This window comes from Streptomyces sp. NBC_00210, from assembly GCF_045160975.1.
In the GTDB taxonomy this organism is placed as follows: domain Bacteria; phylum Actinomycetota; class Actinomycetes; order Streptomycetales; family Streptomycetaceae; genus Streptomyces.
The window spans coordinates 2,177,880-2,193,884 of record NZ_CP108120.1; the positions used below are offsets into that span (position 1 = coordinate 2,177,880).

Below are 16,005 nucleotides of genomic sequence, written 5' to 3' on the forward strand. Positions count from 1 at the left end.
ACGTAAGCGTAAGGCTTCGGCCAATGCCTCGCCCACCCGCCACCCCCTGCAACTCGGGGACAGGCCGAGAGGCCAGTCCTCCCTCTGATGAACGCAATGGCGCGGTCGCGGCATAAGCTCATCACCGGGCAACGCCGCTTGCCGTTGCCCCGTAGTTGCCCGGCGAGCCGAGAAGGAAGATGTGAGCTCAGTGTTTCTGCAGGTCAGCGGGATGACCAGGAGTGCGGGGTAACGGGGCGATGCACGTCGTCATCATGGGGTGCGGGCGAGTGGGAGCCGCTCTCGCGCAGACCCTGGAGCAGCAGGGGCACACTGTCGCCGTCGTGGACCAGGACCCGACGGCTTTCCGCCGTCTCGGTTCCGGGTTCGGCGGCCGCCGCGTCACCGGGGTCGGTTTCGACCAGGACACCCTGCGCGAGGCGGGGATCGAGGAAGCCGGCGCCTTCGCCGCGGTCAGCAGCGGCGACAACTCCAACATCATTGCCGCGCGGGTGGCCCGCGAGATGTTCGGCATCGAGAACGTCGCGGCCCGTATCTACGACCCTCGACGCGCCGAGGTGTATCAGCGGCTCGGCATCCCGACCGTCGCCACGGTCCGCTGGACGGCCGACCAGATGATGCGGCGACTGCTGCCGTCCGGCGCGGAGCCACTGTGGCGCGACCCGAGCGGCGGAGTGCAGCTCGCCGAGGTGCACACCTCCGACGCCTGGATCGGGCACAAGGTGAGCAGGATGCAGGACGAGACCGGCGTGCGCGTCGCGTTCATCACCCGGCTGGGTGAGGCGATTCTGCCGTCGTCGCAGACGGTGCTGCAGGAGGGCGACCTGGTCCACGTGATGATGCGTACGGACGAGATCGAGAAGGTCGAGGCGGCCTTCGCCGAGGGCCCTGAGGAGGGCGGTCACTGATGCGGGTCGCTATTGCGGGCGCCGGCGCGGTGGGTCGTTCCATCGCGGGTGAGCTGCTGGAGAACGGGCACGAGGTACTCCTGATCGACAAGGCGCCGACGGCGATCTCGGTGGAGCGGGTGCCGCAGGCGGAGTGGCTGCTGGCCGACGCGTGCGAGATCACGTCGCTGGACGAGGCGGCGCTGCAGCGGTGCAATGTGGTGATCGCGGCGACCGGTGACGACAAGGTCAATCTGGTCGTCTCGCTGCTGGCGAAGACCGAGTACGGGGTGCCGCGGGTGGTCGCCCGCGTCAACAACCCCAAGAACGAGTGGCTCTTCAACGAGGCGTGGGGCGTCGATGTCGCGGTCTCCACGCCGCGTCTGATGTCGGCGCTCGTGGAGGAGGCGGTGAGCGTCGGCGATCTCGTACGGCTGCTGCGCTTCAGCCATGGCGACGCGAACCTGGTCGAACTGACGCTGCCGCCCGAGTCGGCTCTGGCGGGCACGCAGGTCAGCGATGTGGAGTGGCCGGAGGACACCTCACTGGTCACGATCATCCGCGGCTCACGGGTGCTGACGCCGGGCGCGGAGGAGACGCTGGAGGCGGGCGACGAGCTGCTGTTCGTGGCGGCGCAGGCGCGCGAGGAGCAGCTGGAGGACCTGCTCTCGGTGCGCCGCGAGGACGCGCCGAGCTGACGCCAGGGGCGAGTACGACCGCGGTGGCCCGGGGAACCAGATGGTTCCCCGGGCCACTTTGCCGTCAGGGACACCTGGCCGGTGCAACGCGCGCGGGGCCCGGGACCGGCTCCGGTCCCGGGCCCCGTCGACGGGCGGCGATGCGCTACGGCTTGCGGTGCTTCGCCGGGCCGTCCGCGAGACGCTGAACCGCCTCGTCGACGAGTGGCTCCATCGCTTCGCCGAACCGCTCAGCGGTGCGCTTGCGCTCCTTCTCGGCGGCTTCCTCCGCCTCCATCTCCGCGAAGACGTCGATCGGCGGCGGCGCCTTGGCGAGAAAGACCCAGGTCAGGTACACCGCGAGCAGGAACGGCGGAATCTTCAGGGCCACCAGGACCCAGCCCAGCTGCTCGGTGTCCGCCCACCAGTAGAGCGGGAAGAGGATCGCGCACTTGGCGAGCAGAATCAGGCCCCACGCCCAGCTCGCCTTCGTGTATGCCTTCTTGCGGCCCGGGTTCCGCTTCCGCCAGGAGAGGTTCTCCTTGAAGACCGGGCCGAGGATCAGGCCGATCAACGGTACGCCCGCGATCGCCGTCACGATGTACGCCAGCGCCAGGCCGAGCGTGTAGAGCATGCCCGGCAGATAGAAGTCCTTCGCATTGCCGGTCATCATCGCGAAGACGACACCGAAGGCCACCCCGAAGACACCACTGAACGCGTGCTTGACGGTGTCCCTGCGGATCAGCCGGACGGCGACGAGCAGCAGCGAGACCGCCAGGGCCGCGATCGCCGAGATGTGCAGGTTCTTGTTGACCGTGAAGATCGTGACGAACAGCAGTCCGGGCAGGACCGTCTCCACCATGCCGCGCACGCCGCCGAAGGCCTCGAAGAGCGCCGCCTCCGTCACTGCTTTGGCGTCGCTGTCCTGCTGCTGGTCGTTCGTCGTGGTGGTCGGCTTGTCGAGAGACGTCACCGGCTACTCCTGTCCGAGCGGTCGGAGTTCGTATTTGGGGTTGAACAGCACCCGGCGGCCGTGGCTCATCGAGATCCTGCCCGAGGCGATGAGCCTGCGGCCCGGTTCGATGCCCGCGATGGAGCGGCGGCCCAGCCAGACGACGTCCAGTGGGGCCGTACCGTCGAAGAGCTCCGCCTCCAGCGCGGGCACCCCGGCCCGAGGACGCAGGGTGACCGTGCGCAACGTACCAGCCACCCTGACTATCTGGCGGTCACCGCACTCGGCGATGCGGGTACACCCCGAGGCCTCAGTGTCCTCCTGCAGCTCCTCGGACTCGAGCTCCTGCTGGGAGGTGGACAGCCGGTCGAGCATACGGCGGAAGCGGCCGGCCGGCTTTGCCGCATTCTCCGAACGGGGTACAGCACTCATACAGAAAGCCTACCGGCCACCGTCGGCACCCCTTCAACGCCCGGGTACCTGCTCCCGAGCTCCAGCACCGTGGCATCAGTGTTCGAAGCGGTATCCCGTGCCCGGCTCGGTCACAAAGTGCTTCGGGTGCGAGAGGTCGGCCTCCAGTTTGCGCCGCAGCTGGGCCATGTAGACCCCTAGAGACCGGCACCCCGACGCGCCCGGCGGCCTCCGGTTCGGGCCGAACGACGGGAGGGCGTACGGAATCGGCCCGCGGCGGTCCGGAGAGCCGGAACCGCAGCGGGCCGCAAGCAGGTTGACGCCGTGTCAGCGCACTTCTGTGATCTCGGGACCGCGCTGCAGCTGCCCCATACCGCCGGAGAAGCGCGAGCCCTCCTGCTCCTCCTGCTGGACACCCTCGGGAACCATCTGCGCGTCGTCCGGCAGCTTGAGGACGATGGGGTCGCGCGGCGCCATCGGTCCTTCGCCGCGTACGACGACGGTGTCCCGGAAGATCTGCTCGAGCAGACCGGCGGCCTGCGGCTGCACCGCGCCCTGCCCGGAGATCACTCCGCGCAGGAACCAGCGCGGCCCGTCCACGCCCACGAAGCGCACCAGCTGCACACCGCCGGTCCCGTCCGGCAGCTGTACGGGCACCTGGGCCCGCAGCTCCCAGCCGAGCGGGCCCTCGACCTCGTCGATGATGCCGCCCTGCTGCGTGATACCGGAGGCGATCTCCTCGCGGACCTCGCCCCAGATGCCTTCCTTCTTGGGTGCCGCGAAGGCCTGCAGCTGCACGGCGCTGTCGCCCAGTACGACGGTGGCGGCGACGATCGCGTCGCCCGCGACCTCGACGCGCAGCTCCATTCCCTCGACTCCGGGCACAAAAAGACCGCCCAGATCGACCCGGCCCTCGCCGGGCTTGGATACCTCGGAGACGTCCCAGGGGCCGTCGGGCCGGGGCGCCGGCGGAAGGTTCACCCGGCGGGGCGCCTCCTCGTCGGCGTACTCCGTGTCACGCTCGTCGACGACCTGCTCGGCCTCGCCCGCTGCGTCCGCCGCGTCCTCGGCGGAACCACTCTTCTTGCGACGTCCGAACACGTCACTGTCCTTCCCGGTCGGATACGACCGAAGCGTATCGATTCCCACCCGTTGAGCCGCCCACGACGGCATGACCGCCGGTGGACCCGAAGCCCCCCTCGGCCCGCGCCGAGCCGGGAAGCTCCGCCACCTCGTGGAAGCGCACCTTCTCGACCTGCTGGACGACCAGTTGGGCAATCCGGTCGAAACGATCGAACCGCACACTCTCGCGCGGGTCGAGATTGACCACGATCACCTTGATCTCCCCACGGTACCCGGCATCCACCGTCCCCGGGGCATTCACCAGGGCTACGCCGCAGCGGGCGGCCAGACCGGAGCGCGGGTGCACGAAGGCCGCGTACCCGTCGGGCAGGGCGATGGACACCCCGGTGGGCAGAACGGCCCGCTCGCCGGGGGCAAGTTCGGCCGCCTCGGTGGTCACGAGATCGGCCCCGGCGTCGCCGGGGTGTGCGTACGCCGGGAGCGGCACCTCGGGGTCCACGCGGCGGATCAGCACATCGACAGGGTTACGCATCAGGGGTTCACCTCGAAGGCGCGGGCGCGCCTGATCTGGTCGGGGTCGGCCATGGCTGCCTGGATCTCCTCGGGGCGGCCGTTGTCGATGAAGTGGTCGACCTTGACCTCGATGAAGAGAGCGTTGGCGCGGACGGCGACGGGTCCTTCGGGGCCGCCGATCCGGCCCACGGCGGCCGAGTAGATCTTGCGCCCGGCGACCGCGGTGACCTCGGCCTGCAGATGGAGCACTGTGTCGACGGGCACGGGGCGTACGAAGTCGGTCTCGAGCCGGCCGGTGACCGCGATGGTCCGCAACAGCCAGTTCAGCGAGCCAAGCGTCTCGTCCAGCGCCGTGGCGAGCACGCCGCCGTGCGCGAGGCCCGGCGCGCCCTGGTGGGCCGGCTTGACGGTGAACTCGGCGGTCAGGCTCACGCCCTCGCCCGCCCGGGCCTGGAGGTGCAGCCCGTGGGGCTGTCCCCCGCCGCAGCCGAAACAGTGCTCGTAGTGCGCGCCGAGGAGCTCACCGGGGGCCGGGGCATCGGGATGCCGTACCGGCGGTATGGCGTCGGCCGGAGGGGTCATAGCCGCCGCCCGGGCCGAGGATCCGGAGGCCGCCCCCCGGGATTTCGCATTACTCACAGGCTCAGACCTTACCCGCGCGGCTACCCACTGGTCGCACCGTGCCAAGCTTGGCCTCATGCAGCCTTCCGCCCCGCACTATGAAGAACGTCTGACCGCGCCTGCTTCGTGGTGGTTCATCGCCGCTCTGGTCGGCGTCGCAGGCGGTCTGATGCTGCTGCCGCTCGGTCCCATGCCGATGATCGGCGGCCTGATCGGCGCGGCCGCGGTGGCTGCGGTCGTGGTGAGTTCGTACGGCTCGGTCCGCATTCGCGTCGTGGCCGGCTCGCTGGTCGCGGGCGACGCCAGGATCCCGCTGACGGCACTCGGCGAGGCCGAGGTGCTGGACGCGGAGGAGGCGCGCGCCTGGCGCTCGTACAAGGCGGACACCCGGGCCTTCATGCTGCTGCGCAGCTACGTGCCGACGGCGCTGCGGATCGAGGTCACCGACCCGGCCGACCCGACTCCGTACGTGTATCTGTCGACGCGGAATCCGAAGGCGCTGGCTGCCGCGCTGGGTGCGGTGCGCGCGGGCTGACGGGACCGGTTCTCAGGGGAATGTCCGGCCCGGCACCGACCGGATCGGGGTGATCGGATCGGGCTGACCGGATCGGGCTGACGGATCCGGGCGTCCTCAGCGCCCCAGCTCGCGCGGGGCCCGGATCGTCTCCAGAGGGTCCTTGGGCTGCTCCAGCGGCGGAAGCCCGGCCAGCGCGTCCCACGGGATCTGCTTGGCGCGCAGGTCTCTGCGGATACGTTTCGCGAGCTTCTTGGTGTCCCAGCGGTTCATTGCGGCGCCGACGGTCGCGCCGACCATGAACGGGATCAGGGTCGGCAGATTGCGGACCGTGCGCTTCATGATCTGCTGCCGCAGCTGGCGCTTGAACTGGCCGCCCAGTGCGGCGTTGACAGTCGACGGCTTGGTCACGTCGATCCCGCGCTCCTGCGACCAGGAGGCCAGATACGCGATGCTGCGCTCCGTGAGGCCGCCCGGCGGCCGCAGGCCGTAGACCTCGTGGAGCTCGGCGATGAGCTTCAGCTCGATCGCGGCGACGCCGACGATTTCCGCGGCCAGCTCGGCCGGCATCGCGGGCGGCACGGGAAGCATCGCTGCCGCGCCGATGCCGGCGCCGACCGTGGAGGTGCCGTTCGCCGCGCCCGCGACCAGCTTGTCGGCAAGCTGCTCGGGAGCGAGGCCTGGGAACTGCCTGCGCAGCGTCGCGAGATCGCGCACCGGCACGCGCGGTGCGTTCTCGATGAGCCGGTCGGCGATGTACGCCAGGCCGGCCTTGGCGCTCTCACCGCCCCTGCGGACGCCCTGGCGCACCGATGCCAGGTGTGGGGCCCTGGTCGGGGGCCCCGTCCGGTCTGCCGCTTCGAGCGAGGCCGGCAGGCCTCGCTCGGCGTCGCCTCCTGCGCCGTGGGGCAGGTGGGCGGCCGAGTGCCCGGCAGACGCAGTGTCGCCTTCTGCCGGTCCCGTACCGCCCCGGTGCGCCTCCGGCGGCTTGTGACGCCGGAAACGCCTCTTCCTGGGCGGTGTCTCGCCTGCCACGGCCGACCGGACCTCAGTCGCAGTCGCGGCAGATCGGCTGACCGTTCTTCTCGCGCGCCAGCTGGCTGCGGTGGTGTACGAGGAAGCAGCTCATGCAGGTGAACTCGTCGGCCTGCTTGGGCAGGACCCGAACGGCCAGCTCCTCGTTGGACAGGTCGGCGCCGGGCAGTTCCATGCCCTCTGCGGCCTCGAACTCGTCGACGTCGACGGTCGAGGTCGACTTGTCGTTCCGGCGGGCCTTCAGCTCTTCAAGGCTGTCCGAATCGACGTCGTCATCGGTCTTGCGTGGGGTGTCGTAGTCCGTTGCCATGTCGCTCTCCCCCTCTGGGTGGTTGCGGTGTCTCCAGCGCACGTAACGCGTGAGAGGCCGGACTTGTGCCCGACCCGAGGCGGAGATTTTGCCTCACATCAAGGTCTGTTACTCGATCGACACCCAACCGGATCCCCCGAGAGTGATCGTGTTGGATGGCGATCGGGACCGTACACGGTCCGAATGTCGCACTTCACGGGCGCCACCCCGTGTACTTCCCGTGATCTCGACCCCCGGAAACCCGGACTTTTCCCGGCTTTCCGGCAAGAGTCTTGATCACAGAGAGTAGATGGCCTGAAATTCGCCTATGTGATCGATCCCACACGGTTCTTTCGGGTACGAGTCCCGAAAATTCCGCGCAAAGCGAACAAAGCGTGTGGCGTCGTTCAGCATCTCAGACCGGCAGGGTGACACGCATCACGAGGCCCCCGCCCTCACGAGGCTCCGCGATGATACGGCCTCCGTGGGCGCGCGCAACCGAGCGGGCGATCGAAAGTCCCAGGCCGACGCCCTTGTCGCTGCCCGTGCGCTCCTGACGCAGCCGCCGGAACGGCTCGAAGATGTTGTCGATCTCGTACGCGGGAACCACTGGCCCCGTGTTCGAGACCACGAGGACCGCCTGGCCGTGCTCGGTCTCGGTGGTGACATGCACCCAGCCGCCCTCCGGAATGTTGTAGCGCACCGCATTCTGCACCAGGTTGAGGGCGATCCGCTCCAGCAGGACGCCATTGCCCTGGACGACCGCGGGCGCCCGCCGGCCGCGGAACTCCACACCCTTCGCCTCGGCCTCGGTGCGGGCCTGGTCGACCGCGCGCGTGGCGACCTCGGCCAGGTCCACCGGCTTGCGCTCGACGATTTCGTTGCTGCTGCGGGCAAGCAGCAGCAGACCCTCGACCAGCTGCTCGCTGCGCTCGTTGGTGGCCAGCAGGGTCTTGCCGAGCTGGTGGAGCTCCGGGGGCACGCCGGGGTCGGAGAGGTGGACCTCCAGCAGCGTGCGGTTGATCGCGAGCGGCGTACGCAGCTCGTGCGAGGCGTTCGCGACGAACCGCTGCTGGGCCGTGAAGGCGCGCTCCAGGCGGTCCAGCATCTCGTCGAAGGTGTCGGAGAGCTCCTTGAGCTCGTCGTCCGGTCCGTCGAGCTTGATGCGCCGGGACAGGTCCGAGCCGGCCACCTGGCGGGCGGTGCGGGTGATCTTGCCCAGCGGCGAGAGGACCCGTCCCGCCATCGCGTAGCCGAAGGCGAAGGCGATGATGCTCAGGCCGAGCAGGGCGAAGAGCGAGCGGCGCAGCAGGTCGTCCAGAGCCATCTGGCGCTGGTGCTGCAGGCAGTCGCTCACGGCCTGGTTGAACTCCGGTCCGGTCGACTGGTTGGGCAGCTGGCACCAGTCGGTGGTCCGCTTCACACTGGCGGTGACGATCTCGAAGGGCAGCTTGCCGTTCGCGCCGAGTGCCTGCGCTGTGAGCAGATAGATGATCGACAGCAGCAGGATGCCCGCGATCAGGAACATCCCGCCGTACAGCAGCGTGAGCCGTATCCGGATCGTCGGACGCAGCAGTGGGCGCACCGGGTCGCGCGGGTCCCAGGTCGGTTTCGGAGGCGCCTCGGGCGGCGCCGGGGTGGCGGCCACCCGACTCAGATCCGGTAGCCGGAGCCGGGCACGGTGACGATCACCGGCGGCTCACCGAGCTTGCGGCGCAGGGTCATCACGGTCACACGCACGACATTGGTGAACGGGTCGGTGTTCTCGTCCCAGGCCTTCTCCAGCAGCTGCTCGGCCGAGACGACCGCGCCCTCGCTGCGCATCAGTACCTCCAGGACCGCGAACTCCTTGGGCGCGAGCTGGATCTCCTTGCCGTCGCGGAAGACCTCGCGGCGGTTCGGGTCGAGTTTGATGCCGGCGCGCTCCAGGACGGGCGGGAGCGGCACCGTCGTACGGCGGCCCAGTGCCCGTACGCGGGCGGTGAGCTCGCTGAACGCGAAGGGCTTGGGGAGGTAGTCGTCCGCGCCGAGCTCAAGGCCCTCCACGCGGTCACTGACGTCGCCGGACGCGGTCAGCATCAACACCCGGGTCGGCATGCCGAGCTCGACGATCTTGCGGCACACGTCGTCGCCGTGGACGAGCGGGAGGTCCCGGTCCAGCACGACCACGTCGTAGTCATTGACCCCGATGCGCTCGAGGGCGGCCGCCCCGTCGTACACGACGTCGACGGCCATGGCCTCCCGGCGCAGTCCGGTGGCCACCGCATCGGCGAGCAGTTGCTCGTCCTCGACGACGAGTACGCGCACGTCGTGATCCTCTCTCCGGGCCCGTCACCCATGATCAGGGCAGGCGTGTGCACTGGCTGTGCGCATCCATCCTGCCCGTTACGCGCGTAAACCGGCTGTAAGGCGGAGCGACCGCCGGGCGGCCGACCTGCGCCGGAAGGAATTCACCGGATTCTCCTCTCAGTTGAGGTTTCTCTGAGGTGAGCCCGGGGGAGGACGACTAAACACCCGCGATCACGCCCTGTATGTGGCACACCACTACCTGTTCCAGGGTTGATCACCCACCGTCGGCACACCCCCGTGCCACCGACCCACGACGAGGGGGCGCACCATGGACGCATTCACCGCAGGACTGATGCAGCGCATAAAGGCCGCGGAGACGGACCTCACCTTGGCTCGCGAGACGGGCGACGACTTCCTTGCGGATGTCGAGCAGGCAGAGCTGGATGATCTGCACCGCCTGGCCGCCGAGCACGGCGTGGAGGTCAGCGCGGCATAGCGCCGAGCTGCAAGGAGGGCCCCGGCACCGCGGTACGGTGCCGGGGCCCTTCGCTGTGCGGAGCCGGGCTGATCCGGTCGTGCCTGCGGCTTCCAGTCGTGCAGCCCGCTTCTAGTCGTGCCAGGCGCCGAACTCGTCCAGGAGGCTCTGCAGCGGCTCGAAGACGCCCGGGCTCGCCGCCACCGTCAGATCGTACGAAGGGCGCTGCCCGGGGCGGCCGCCGGTGAGCGCGCCCGCCTCCCGGGCGATCAGATCGCCGGCCGCCAGGTCCCAGGGGTGGAGGCCGCGCTCGTAGTAGCCGTCGAGGCGGCCCGCGGCGACGTCGCAGAGATCCACGGCCGCCGAGCCGCTGCGCCGGATGTCTCTCAGCCGGGGGATCAGCCGCTGGGCGACGTCCGCCTGATGGCTGCGTACGGTCGCCACATAGTTGAAGCCGGTGGAGACCAGGGACTGGTCCAGCGGGGCCGCCGGACGGCAGCGGACGGGCTTGTCGTTCGCAAACGCGCCCCCTCCCAGCACCGCCCGGTACGTCTCGCCGCGCATCGGGGCCCCGACGACACCGACGACCGCCTCGCCGTCCCGCTCGGCGGCGATGGAGACCGCCCAGGTCGGCAGACCGTAGAGGTAGTTCACGGTGCCGTCGAGCGGGTCGATGACCCAGCGCACGCCGCTGGTGCCGGACGTGGACGCGCCCTCCTCGCCGAGGAAGCCGTCCTCGGGGCGGCGCTCGGACAGAAAGCCGGTGATCAGCTTCTCGGCGGCGATGTCCATCTCCGTGACGACGTCGATGGGGCTGGACTTGGTGGCCGCGACGCCGAGATCGGCGGGGCGGCCGTCGCGCAGCAGCTCTCCCGCCCGGCGGGCGGCCTCCAGCGCGAGGTCGAGCAGTTCGGAGACGAGAGGGTCGGTCACAGGGCTTCCTCGGGCTTCCTCAGGCGTAGGGGCTGTCGGCACCGGCCGCTGCGGGCCTGGGCGCCCGGGCCGGACAGCAGCCGACCGGGCAGAGGTCGTGGGAGGGGCCGAGCGCCCCCAGCGCGCAGCGCTCGGCTGGCAGTGCCCGCTCGGCCGCGGCGCGCTCCAGGACGAGGTCGCGCACCGCCGCGGCGAACCGCGCATCGGCGCCCACCGTCGCCGAACGCCGCACGGGCAGCCCCAGCTCGGCGGCCTTCGCGGTGGCCTCGGTGTCGAGGTCGTACAACACCTCCATGTGGTCCGAGACGAAGCCGATGGGGACCATCACCACCGCGGGAGCGCCGGAGGCGTGCAGGTCCTCCAGGTGGTCGCAGATGTCCGGCTCCAGCCAGGGGATGTGCGGCGCGCCGCTGCGGGACTGGTAGACGAGTTGCCAGGGGTGCTCGACGCCCGTGTCCTCGCGCACGGCGTCGGCGATCAACCGGGCCACGTCCAGGTGCTGGCGCACATACGCGCCGCCCTCACCGTGCTCTGAGGCCGGTCCCGACGCGTCCGCCGCGGAGGTGGGGATGGAGTGCGTGGTGAAGGCGAGATGGGCCCCCGCACGCACCTCTTGGGGGAGATCCGCCAGGGACTTCAGTACGCCGTCGATCATGGGGCGTACGAAACCGGGGTGGTTGAAGTAGTGCCGCAGCTTGTCCACGCGCGGCAGTTCGAGCCCCTCCGCCTCCAGCGTGGCCAGCGCGTCCGCGAGGTTCTCGCGGTACTGGCGGCAGCCCGAGTAGGAGGCGTACGCGCTGGTGGCGAGGACGGCGATGCGCCGGTGACCGGCGGCGACCATCTCACGCAGGGTGTCGGTCAGATACGGTGCCCAGTTCCGGTTGCCCCAGTGGACCGGCAGGTCCAGACCGTGCTCGGCGAAGTCCTTGCGCAGGACGTCCAGCAGGGCGCGGTTCTGGTCGTTGATCGGGCTGACCCCGCCGAACAGGAAGTAGTGCTGACCCACCTCCTTGAGCCGTTCCTTGGGGATGCCGCGGCCGCGCGTCACGTTCTCCAGGAACGGGACGACGTCGTCCGGGCCCTCGGGGCCGCCGAAGGACAGCAGCAGCAGGGCGTCGTAAGGGGCTGGGTCGCGCTGATCGGGCATGGTCCGATCCTGCCACCAGCCTCTGACAGCGGAAAAACCGCGGTGCACGCGGCGCGTTACGGGCGTAATCTGTCAAAGCCTTTGACACGCCTTACCGGAGAGCACCCCTTGCCGAGTCCGTACCGCGCCATCTTCGCCGCCCCCGGCAGCAGGTCGTTCTCCGCCGCAGGCTTCGTCGGCCGACTGCCGCTGTCCATGATGGGCATCGGCATCGTGACCATGATTTCCCAGCTCACGGGGCGCTACGGACTCGCAGGCGCGCTCTCCGCGACCCTTGCGATGTCGGCCGCCGTGCTCGGTCCGCAGATATCCCGGCTGGTCGACCGGCACGGGCAGGCCCGGGTGCTGCGCCCGGCCACCCTCGCCGCTCTCGCCGCGGTCATGGGTCTGCTGCTCTGTGCCATGCAGAAGGCCCCGGACTGGACGCTGTTCGTGTTCTGCGCGGCCGCGGGCTGTGTGCCGAGCGTGGGTTCGATGACCCGGGCCCGCTGGGCCGAGATCTACCGGGGCTCGCCGCGCGAGTTGCACACCGCGTACTCATGGGAGTCGATCGCCGACGAGGTGTGCTTCATCGTCGGCCCGATCGTCTCCATCGGACTCTCCACCGCCTGGTTCCCCGAGGCGGGTCCGCTGCTCGCCGCCGCGTTCCTGGTGATCGGCGTCTTCTGGCTGACCTCGCAGCGGGCCACCGAGCCCGTGCCGCATCCGCGCGAGCACCACGGCGGCGGCTCCGCGCTGCGCTCCCCCGGGCTGCAGGTCCTGGTGGTCACCTTTGTGGCGACGGGCGCGATCTTCGGTGCGGTCGACGTTGTCACGGTGGCCTTCGCCGACGAGCAGGGGCACAAGGCCGCCGCGAGCCTGGTCCTCGCCGTGTACGCGCTGGGCTCCTGCCTCGCCGGGGCGGTCTTCGGACTGCTCCACCTCAAGGGCTCGGCCTCCCGCAGGTGGCTGGTGGGAGTGTGTGCGATGGCCGTGAGTATGATCCCCCTCCAACTGGCCGGGAACCTCCCCTTCCTGGCCGTGGCGCTCTTCGTCGCGGGCCTGTCCATCGCTCCAACGATGGTGACCACCATGGCCCTGATCGAAGCGCACGTACCGCGCTCCAATCTGACCGAGGGCATGACCTGGACCAGTACCGGGCTCGCGGTCGGAGTGGCGCTCGGCTCCTCGGCCGCGGGCTGGGTGGTCGACGCGGCCGGAGCGGACGCGGGGTACGTGGTGCCCGCGGCGGCGGGGGCGGTCGCGGCCGCGGTGGCGGTCCTGGGGTACCGCCGGCTGCGCAGGCCGGTGCCGACGCGGGAGGGGCAGCGTGAGCGGGACTACGACGACGGGGCGCAGCACGTGGCGTAACTGGGCGGGGAATGTCACCGCCCGTCCGGCACGGGAGGTCTCGCCCGCCTCCACCGAAGAACTCGCCGACGCGGTACGGAAGGCGGCCGAGGACGGCCTGAAGGTGAAGGCCGTCGGCACCGGCCACTCCTTCACCGCCAGCGCGGCCACCGACGGTGTGCTGATACGGCCCGATCTGCTGACCGGAATCCGGGAGATCGACCGTACGGCGATGACCGTGACCGTCGAGGCGGGCACCCCGCTCAAGCGGCTGAACGCGGCCCTGGCCCGTGAGGGTCTCTCGCTCACGAACATGGGCGACATCATGGAGCAGACGGTCGCGGGCGCGACCTCCACCGGCACGCACGGCACGGGCCGCGACTCGGCTTCGATCGCCGCGCAGATCAGGGCACTTGAGCTGGTCACGGCGGACGGTTCAGTGTTGACCTGCTCCGAGAAGGAGAATCCGGACGTCTTCGCGGCGGCCCGGATCGGGCTCGGCGCGCTGGGTGTCGTCACCGCGATCACCCTCGCCGTGGAGCCGGTCTTCCTGCTCTCGGCCCGCGAGGAGCCGATGGCCTTCGACAAGGTGACGGCCGAATTCGACGCGCTCTTCGCGGAGAACGAGCACTTCGAGTTCTACTGGTTCCCGCACACCGGCAACTGCAACACCAAGCGCAACAACCGCAGCGCCGGCCCCGCCGCACCGCCCGGACGGATCGGCGGCTGGATCGAGGACGAGCTGCTGTCCAACGGCGTTTTCCAACTGGCCTGTTCGCTCGGCCGGGCCGTCCCCGCGGCCGTCCCGACAATCGCCAAGATCTCCAGTCGCGCGCTCTCCGCCCGCAGTTACACGGACATTCCCTACAAAGTCTTCACATCTCCGCGGCGGGTGCGGTTCGTCGAGATGGAATACGCGCTGCCGCGGGAGGCGGCGGTGGGGGCGCTGCGCGAGGTGAAGGCGATGATCGAGCGCTCACCGCTGCGGGTCAGCTTCCCGGTGGAGGTGCGGACGGCCCCGGCCGACGACATCGCGCTCTCCACGGCATCGGGCCGGGAAAGTGCGTACATCGCGGTGCATCTGTACCGGGGCACGCCGTACCAGTCGTACTTCACCGCGGTGGAGCGGATCATGACCGCGCACGGTGGGCGGCCGCACTGGGGCAAGGTGCACACGCGGGACGCGGCGTACTTCGCCGAGGTATATCCGCGGTTCGGCGAATTCACGGCGCTGCGTGACCGGTTGGATCCGGAACGGCTGTTCGGCAACGACTATCTGCGGCGGGTGCTGGGCGACTGAGGGCGAATCAGATCGAGCCGCCGTTCCTTCTGAGGACAGGCGAGCGAAGTGAATAGTTCCTTTTGGGAAGATTCTGTGAATCAGGACACCTGGTCACCCATGTCCCTGACGCCCAACTCCCGCCCCCGGAGAGAAGTTCGACGGCGCGGCGGTCCACCCAGGTGGCCCGAATGGAGTACTGTGGCGAGCCCTGGGCCCGGCCTCCCTCTTGGGCGTCCGGACCCCAGGTAGGGGGCCGAAAGCGGCGCTCGATCCGGCGGCGCCGCGGCACCGCACGGGTACCCGATGCGGAGAGTGACAGGCCAGTCACTCAGAGTCGCAAACAGGTAACCGTGCCATAACGGCGATCCAGGGCCTGTGCCCGACACGCCGGGCAACTCGGCAAGGTTGTGGCAGGCTGCACCCGGGCAGGCCACACTCGACTAGCGGAAGCAGCGACGCACGTGACGTCGGCAGGCACCACCCGGGAGGTCCCCATGCCCGAACTGCGTGTCGTGGCCGTCTCCAACGACGGCACACGACTGGTGCTCAAGGCTGCGGACAGCACGGAATACACGCTTCCGATTGATGAGCGGCTGCGCGCTGCCGTGCGCAATGACCGCGCCCGCCTCGGCCAGATCGAGATCGAGGTCGAGAGCCATCTCCGTCCTCGAGACATCCAGGCACGTATACGCGCCGGAGCCTCCGCGGAGGAGGTCGCGCAGCTCGCCGGAATCCCGGTCGACCGGGTGCGGCGCTTCGAGGGCCCGGTGCTCGCGGAGCGCGCGTTCATGGCGGAGCGGGCGCGCAAGACTCCCGTTCGCCGTCCCGGTGAGAACACCGGGCCGCAGCTCGGCGAGGCGGTGCAGGAACGGTTGACGCTGCGCGGCGCCGAGAAGGACACGGTGCAGTGGGACTCCTGGCGCCGGGACGACGGCACCTGGGAGGTGCTGCTGGTCTACCGGGTGGCGGGCGAGCCGCACTCGGCGAGCTGGACGTACGACCCACCGCGGCGGCTGGTGCAGGCAGTTGACGACGAGGCACGTGCGCTGATCGGGGAGACCGACGACACGATCACGGCGCAGGAGCCGAGCTTTCCGTTCGTGCCGCGCATCGCACGGCTGCCGCGGGACCGGCCGCTGGACCGGTCGCTCGACCGCCAGTTGGAGCGTCCGACCGTACCGGCGCAGTCGACCGATCCGGAGGAGAGCGGTGGGGAGCGGGACTCGCTGACCAGCCTGCTGGAGGCGGTGCCGAGCTTCCGGGGCGACATGGTCGTGCCCGAGCGGCCCGCGCCTCCGGAGCCTGCGACGACCGAACCGGCCGCGGCGCCGGAGGAGGAACCGGTTGCTCCGGCGGCCTCGGCGGGCGCGGGCTCCGCGTACGCGGACGTCCTGATGCCCCGTTCGGTGGCGGGCCACCGCGACCGCCTGACGGGCACGACGGACCGCCAGGCGGAGGCGGACGGGGTTCGCCCGGGCCGCCGGGCGGCGGTCCCGAGCTGGGACGAGATCGTCTTCGGCACGCGCCGCAAGAAGCAGGACTAGCGGTACGCAAGGGGCCCGGCGCGA

The 16,005-nt window shown here is 70.1% G+C and carries 18 protein-coding genes and 1 pseudogene; 7 read left to right on the forward strand and 12 right to left on the reverse strand.

Features of this window, described 5'->3' with window-relative positions; all coding sequences use genetic code 11:
• The first annotated feature begins 239 nt into the window (after positions 1–239).
• Positions 240–908, forward strand: coding sequence for a potassium channel family protein (locus tag OG729_RS09785; RefSeq protein WP_405805574.1), 669 nt, complete (start codon positions 240–242; stop codon positions 906–908).
• The gene (locus OG729_RS09790; protein WP_360870221.1) at positions 908–1,585 is read left to right on the forward strand and encodes a TrkA family potassium uptake protein; all 678 of its coding nucleotides are present in this window, start codon (positions 908–910) and stop codon (positions 1,583–1,585) included. Before OG729_RS09785 ends, OG729_RS09790 begins: the two co-directional genes overlap by 1 nt.
• Positions 1,586–1,730: 145 nt before the next feature.
• On the opposite strand, the gene OG729_RS09795 is transcribed toward OG729_RS09790, so the two are convergent.
• The 6 genes and pseudogenes from OG729_RS09795 to OG729_RS09820 all read right to left on the reverse strand — a co-directional run bounded on the left by OG729_RS09795 (position 1,731) and on the right by OG729_RS09820 (position 5,105).
• Positions 1,731–2,537 carry a DUF3159 domain-containing protein gene (locus OG729_RS09795; protein ID WP_360870218.1) on the reverse strand — a complete coding sequence of 269 codons (807 nt, stop codon included), beginning with the start codon at positions 2,535–2,537 and terminating at the stop codon, positions 1,731–1,733.
• 3 nt (positions 2,538–2,540) lie between these two features.
• Positions 2,541–2,948 carry an OB-fold nucleic acid binding domain-containing protein gene (locus tag OG729_RS09800; protein WP_360870215.1) on the reverse strand — a complete coding sequence of 136 codons (408 nt, stop codon included), beginning with the start codon at positions 2,946–2,948 and terminating at the stop codon, positions 2,541–2,543.
• Positions 2,949–3,023: 75 nt separating this feature from the next.
• Positions 3,024–3,128 (reverse strand): annotated as a pseudogene (locus OG729_RS09805) (winged helix-turn-helix domain-containing protein); the annotation flags it as partial.
• Between the two features lie 126 nt (positions 3,129–3,254).
• Positions 3,255–4,028: a DUF3710 domain-containing protein gene (locus OG729_RS09810; RefSeq protein ID WP_360870212.1), complete on the reverse strand. Its 774-nt coding sequence runs from the start codon at positions 4,026–4,028 to the stop codon at positions 3,255–3,257.
• A 1-nt stretch (position 4,029) separates the two neighbouring features.
• The gene (gene dut, locus OG729_RS09815) at positions 4,030–4,542 is read right to left on the reverse strand and encodes a dUTP diphosphatase (protein ID WP_360870209.1); all 513 of its coding nucleotides are present in this window, start codon (positions 4,540–4,542) and stop codon (positions 4,030–4,032) included.
• Complete coding sequence (locus OG729_RS09820) at positions 4,542–5,105, reverse strand: PaaI family thioesterase (protein WP_360870206.1); 564 nt, start codon at positions 5,103–5,105, stop codon at positions 4,542–4,544. The genes dut and OG729_RS09820 overlap by 1 nt, the downstream gene beginning before the upstream one ends.
• Positions 5,106–5,220: 115 nt before the next feature.
• On the opposite strand from OG729_RS09820, the gene OG729_RS09825 reads away from it, so the two are divergent.
• Positions 5,221–5,679: a DUF3093 domain-containing protein gene (locus tag OG729_RS09825; protein ID WP_405805577.1), complete on the forward strand. Its 459-nt coding sequence runs from the start codon at positions 5,221–5,223 to the stop codon at positions 5,677–5,679.
• A gap of 96 nt (positions 5,680–5,775) precedes the next feature.
• On the opposite strand, the gene OG729_RS09830 is transcribed toward OG729_RS09825, so the two are convergent.
• From OG729_RS09830 to OG729_RS09845, 4 genes are all read right to left on the reverse strand, one after another.
• Positions 5,776–6,693 carry a hypothetical protein gene (locus tag OG729_RS09830; protein ID WP_405805579.1) on the reverse strand — a complete coding sequence of 306 codons (918 nt, stop codon included), beginning with the start codon at positions 6,691–6,693 and terminating at the stop codon, positions 5,776–5,778.
• A 13-nt stretch (positions 6,694–6,706) separates the two neighbouring features.
• Positions 6,707–7,003: a DUF4193 domain-containing protein gene (locus OG729_RS09835; protein ID WP_005310959.1), complete on the reverse strand. Its 297-nt coding sequence runs from the start codon at positions 7,001–7,003 to the stop codon at positions 6,707–6,709.
• 394 nt (positions 7,004–7,397) lie between these two features.
• Entirely contained in the window at positions 7,398–8,630 is a 1,233-nt protein-coding gene (locus tag OG729_RS09840; RefSeq protein ID WP_360870197.1) for a HAMP domain-containing sensor histidine kinase, read from the reverse strand.
• Positions 8,631–8,635: 5 nt separating this feature from the next.
• Positions 8,636–9,289 (reverse strand): response regulator transcription factor, encoded by a 654-nt coding sequence (locus OG729_RS09845; protein WP_142213241.1) that lies wholly within the window; start codon positions 9,287–9,289, stop codon positions 8,636–8,638.
• A gap of 310 nt (positions 9,290–9,599) precedes the next feature.
• Between OG729_RS09845 and OG729_RS09850 the strand changes: the two genes are divergently transcribed.
• Entirely contained in the window at positions 9,600–9,767 is a 168-nt protein-coding gene (locus OG729_RS09850) for a hypothetical protein (protein WP_360870193.1), read from the forward strand.
• 111 nt (positions 9,768–9,878) lie between these two features.
• Here OG729_RS09850 and OG729_RS09855 read toward each other — a convergent pair whose 3' ends face one another.
• Both OG729_RS09855 and OG729_RS09860 read right to left on the reverse strand, forming a co-directional pair.
• Positions 9,879–10,679 carry an inositol monophosphatase family protein gene (locus OG729_RS09855; protein ID WP_360870191.1) on the reverse strand — a complete coding sequence of 267 codons (801 nt, stop codon included), beginning with the start codon at positions 10,677–10,679 and terminating at the stop codon, positions 9,879–9,881.
• Between the two features lie 19 nt (positions 10,680–10,698).
• Positions 10,699–11,826 carry a ferrochelatase gene (locus tag OG729_RS09860; protein WP_405805581.1) on the reverse strand — a complete coding sequence of 376 codons (1,128 nt, stop codon included), beginning with the start codon at positions 11,824–11,826 and terminating at the stop codon, positions 10,699–10,701.
• Between the two features lie 108 nt (positions 11,827–11,934).
• Between OG729_RS09860 and OG729_RS09865 the strand changes: the two genes are divergently transcribed.
• From OG729_RS09865 to sepH, 3 genes are all read left to right on the forward strand, one after another.
• On the forward strand, positions 11,935–13,176 hold the full coding sequence (locus OG729_RS09865; RefSeq protein WP_405805582.1) for an MFS transporter: 1,242 nt from the start codon (positions 11,935–11,937) through the stop codon (positions 13,174–13,176).
• On the forward strand, positions 13,136–14,455 hold the full coding sequence (locus OG729_RS09870) for a D-arabinono-1,4-lactone oxidase (protein WP_405805583.1): 1,320 nt from the start codon (positions 13,136–13,138) through the stop codon (positions 14,453–14,455). The genes OG729_RS09865 and OG729_RS09870 overlap by 41 nt, the downstream gene beginning before the upstream one ends.
• A gap of 476 nt (positions 14,456–14,931) precedes the next feature.
• On the forward strand, positions 14,932–15,981 hold the full coding sequence (sepH, locus tag OG729_RS09875; protein ID WP_405805585.1) for a septation protein SepH: 1,050 nt from the start codon (positions 14,932–14,934) through the stop codon (positions 15,979–15,981).
• Positions 15,982–16,005 lie beyond the last annotated feature (24 nt).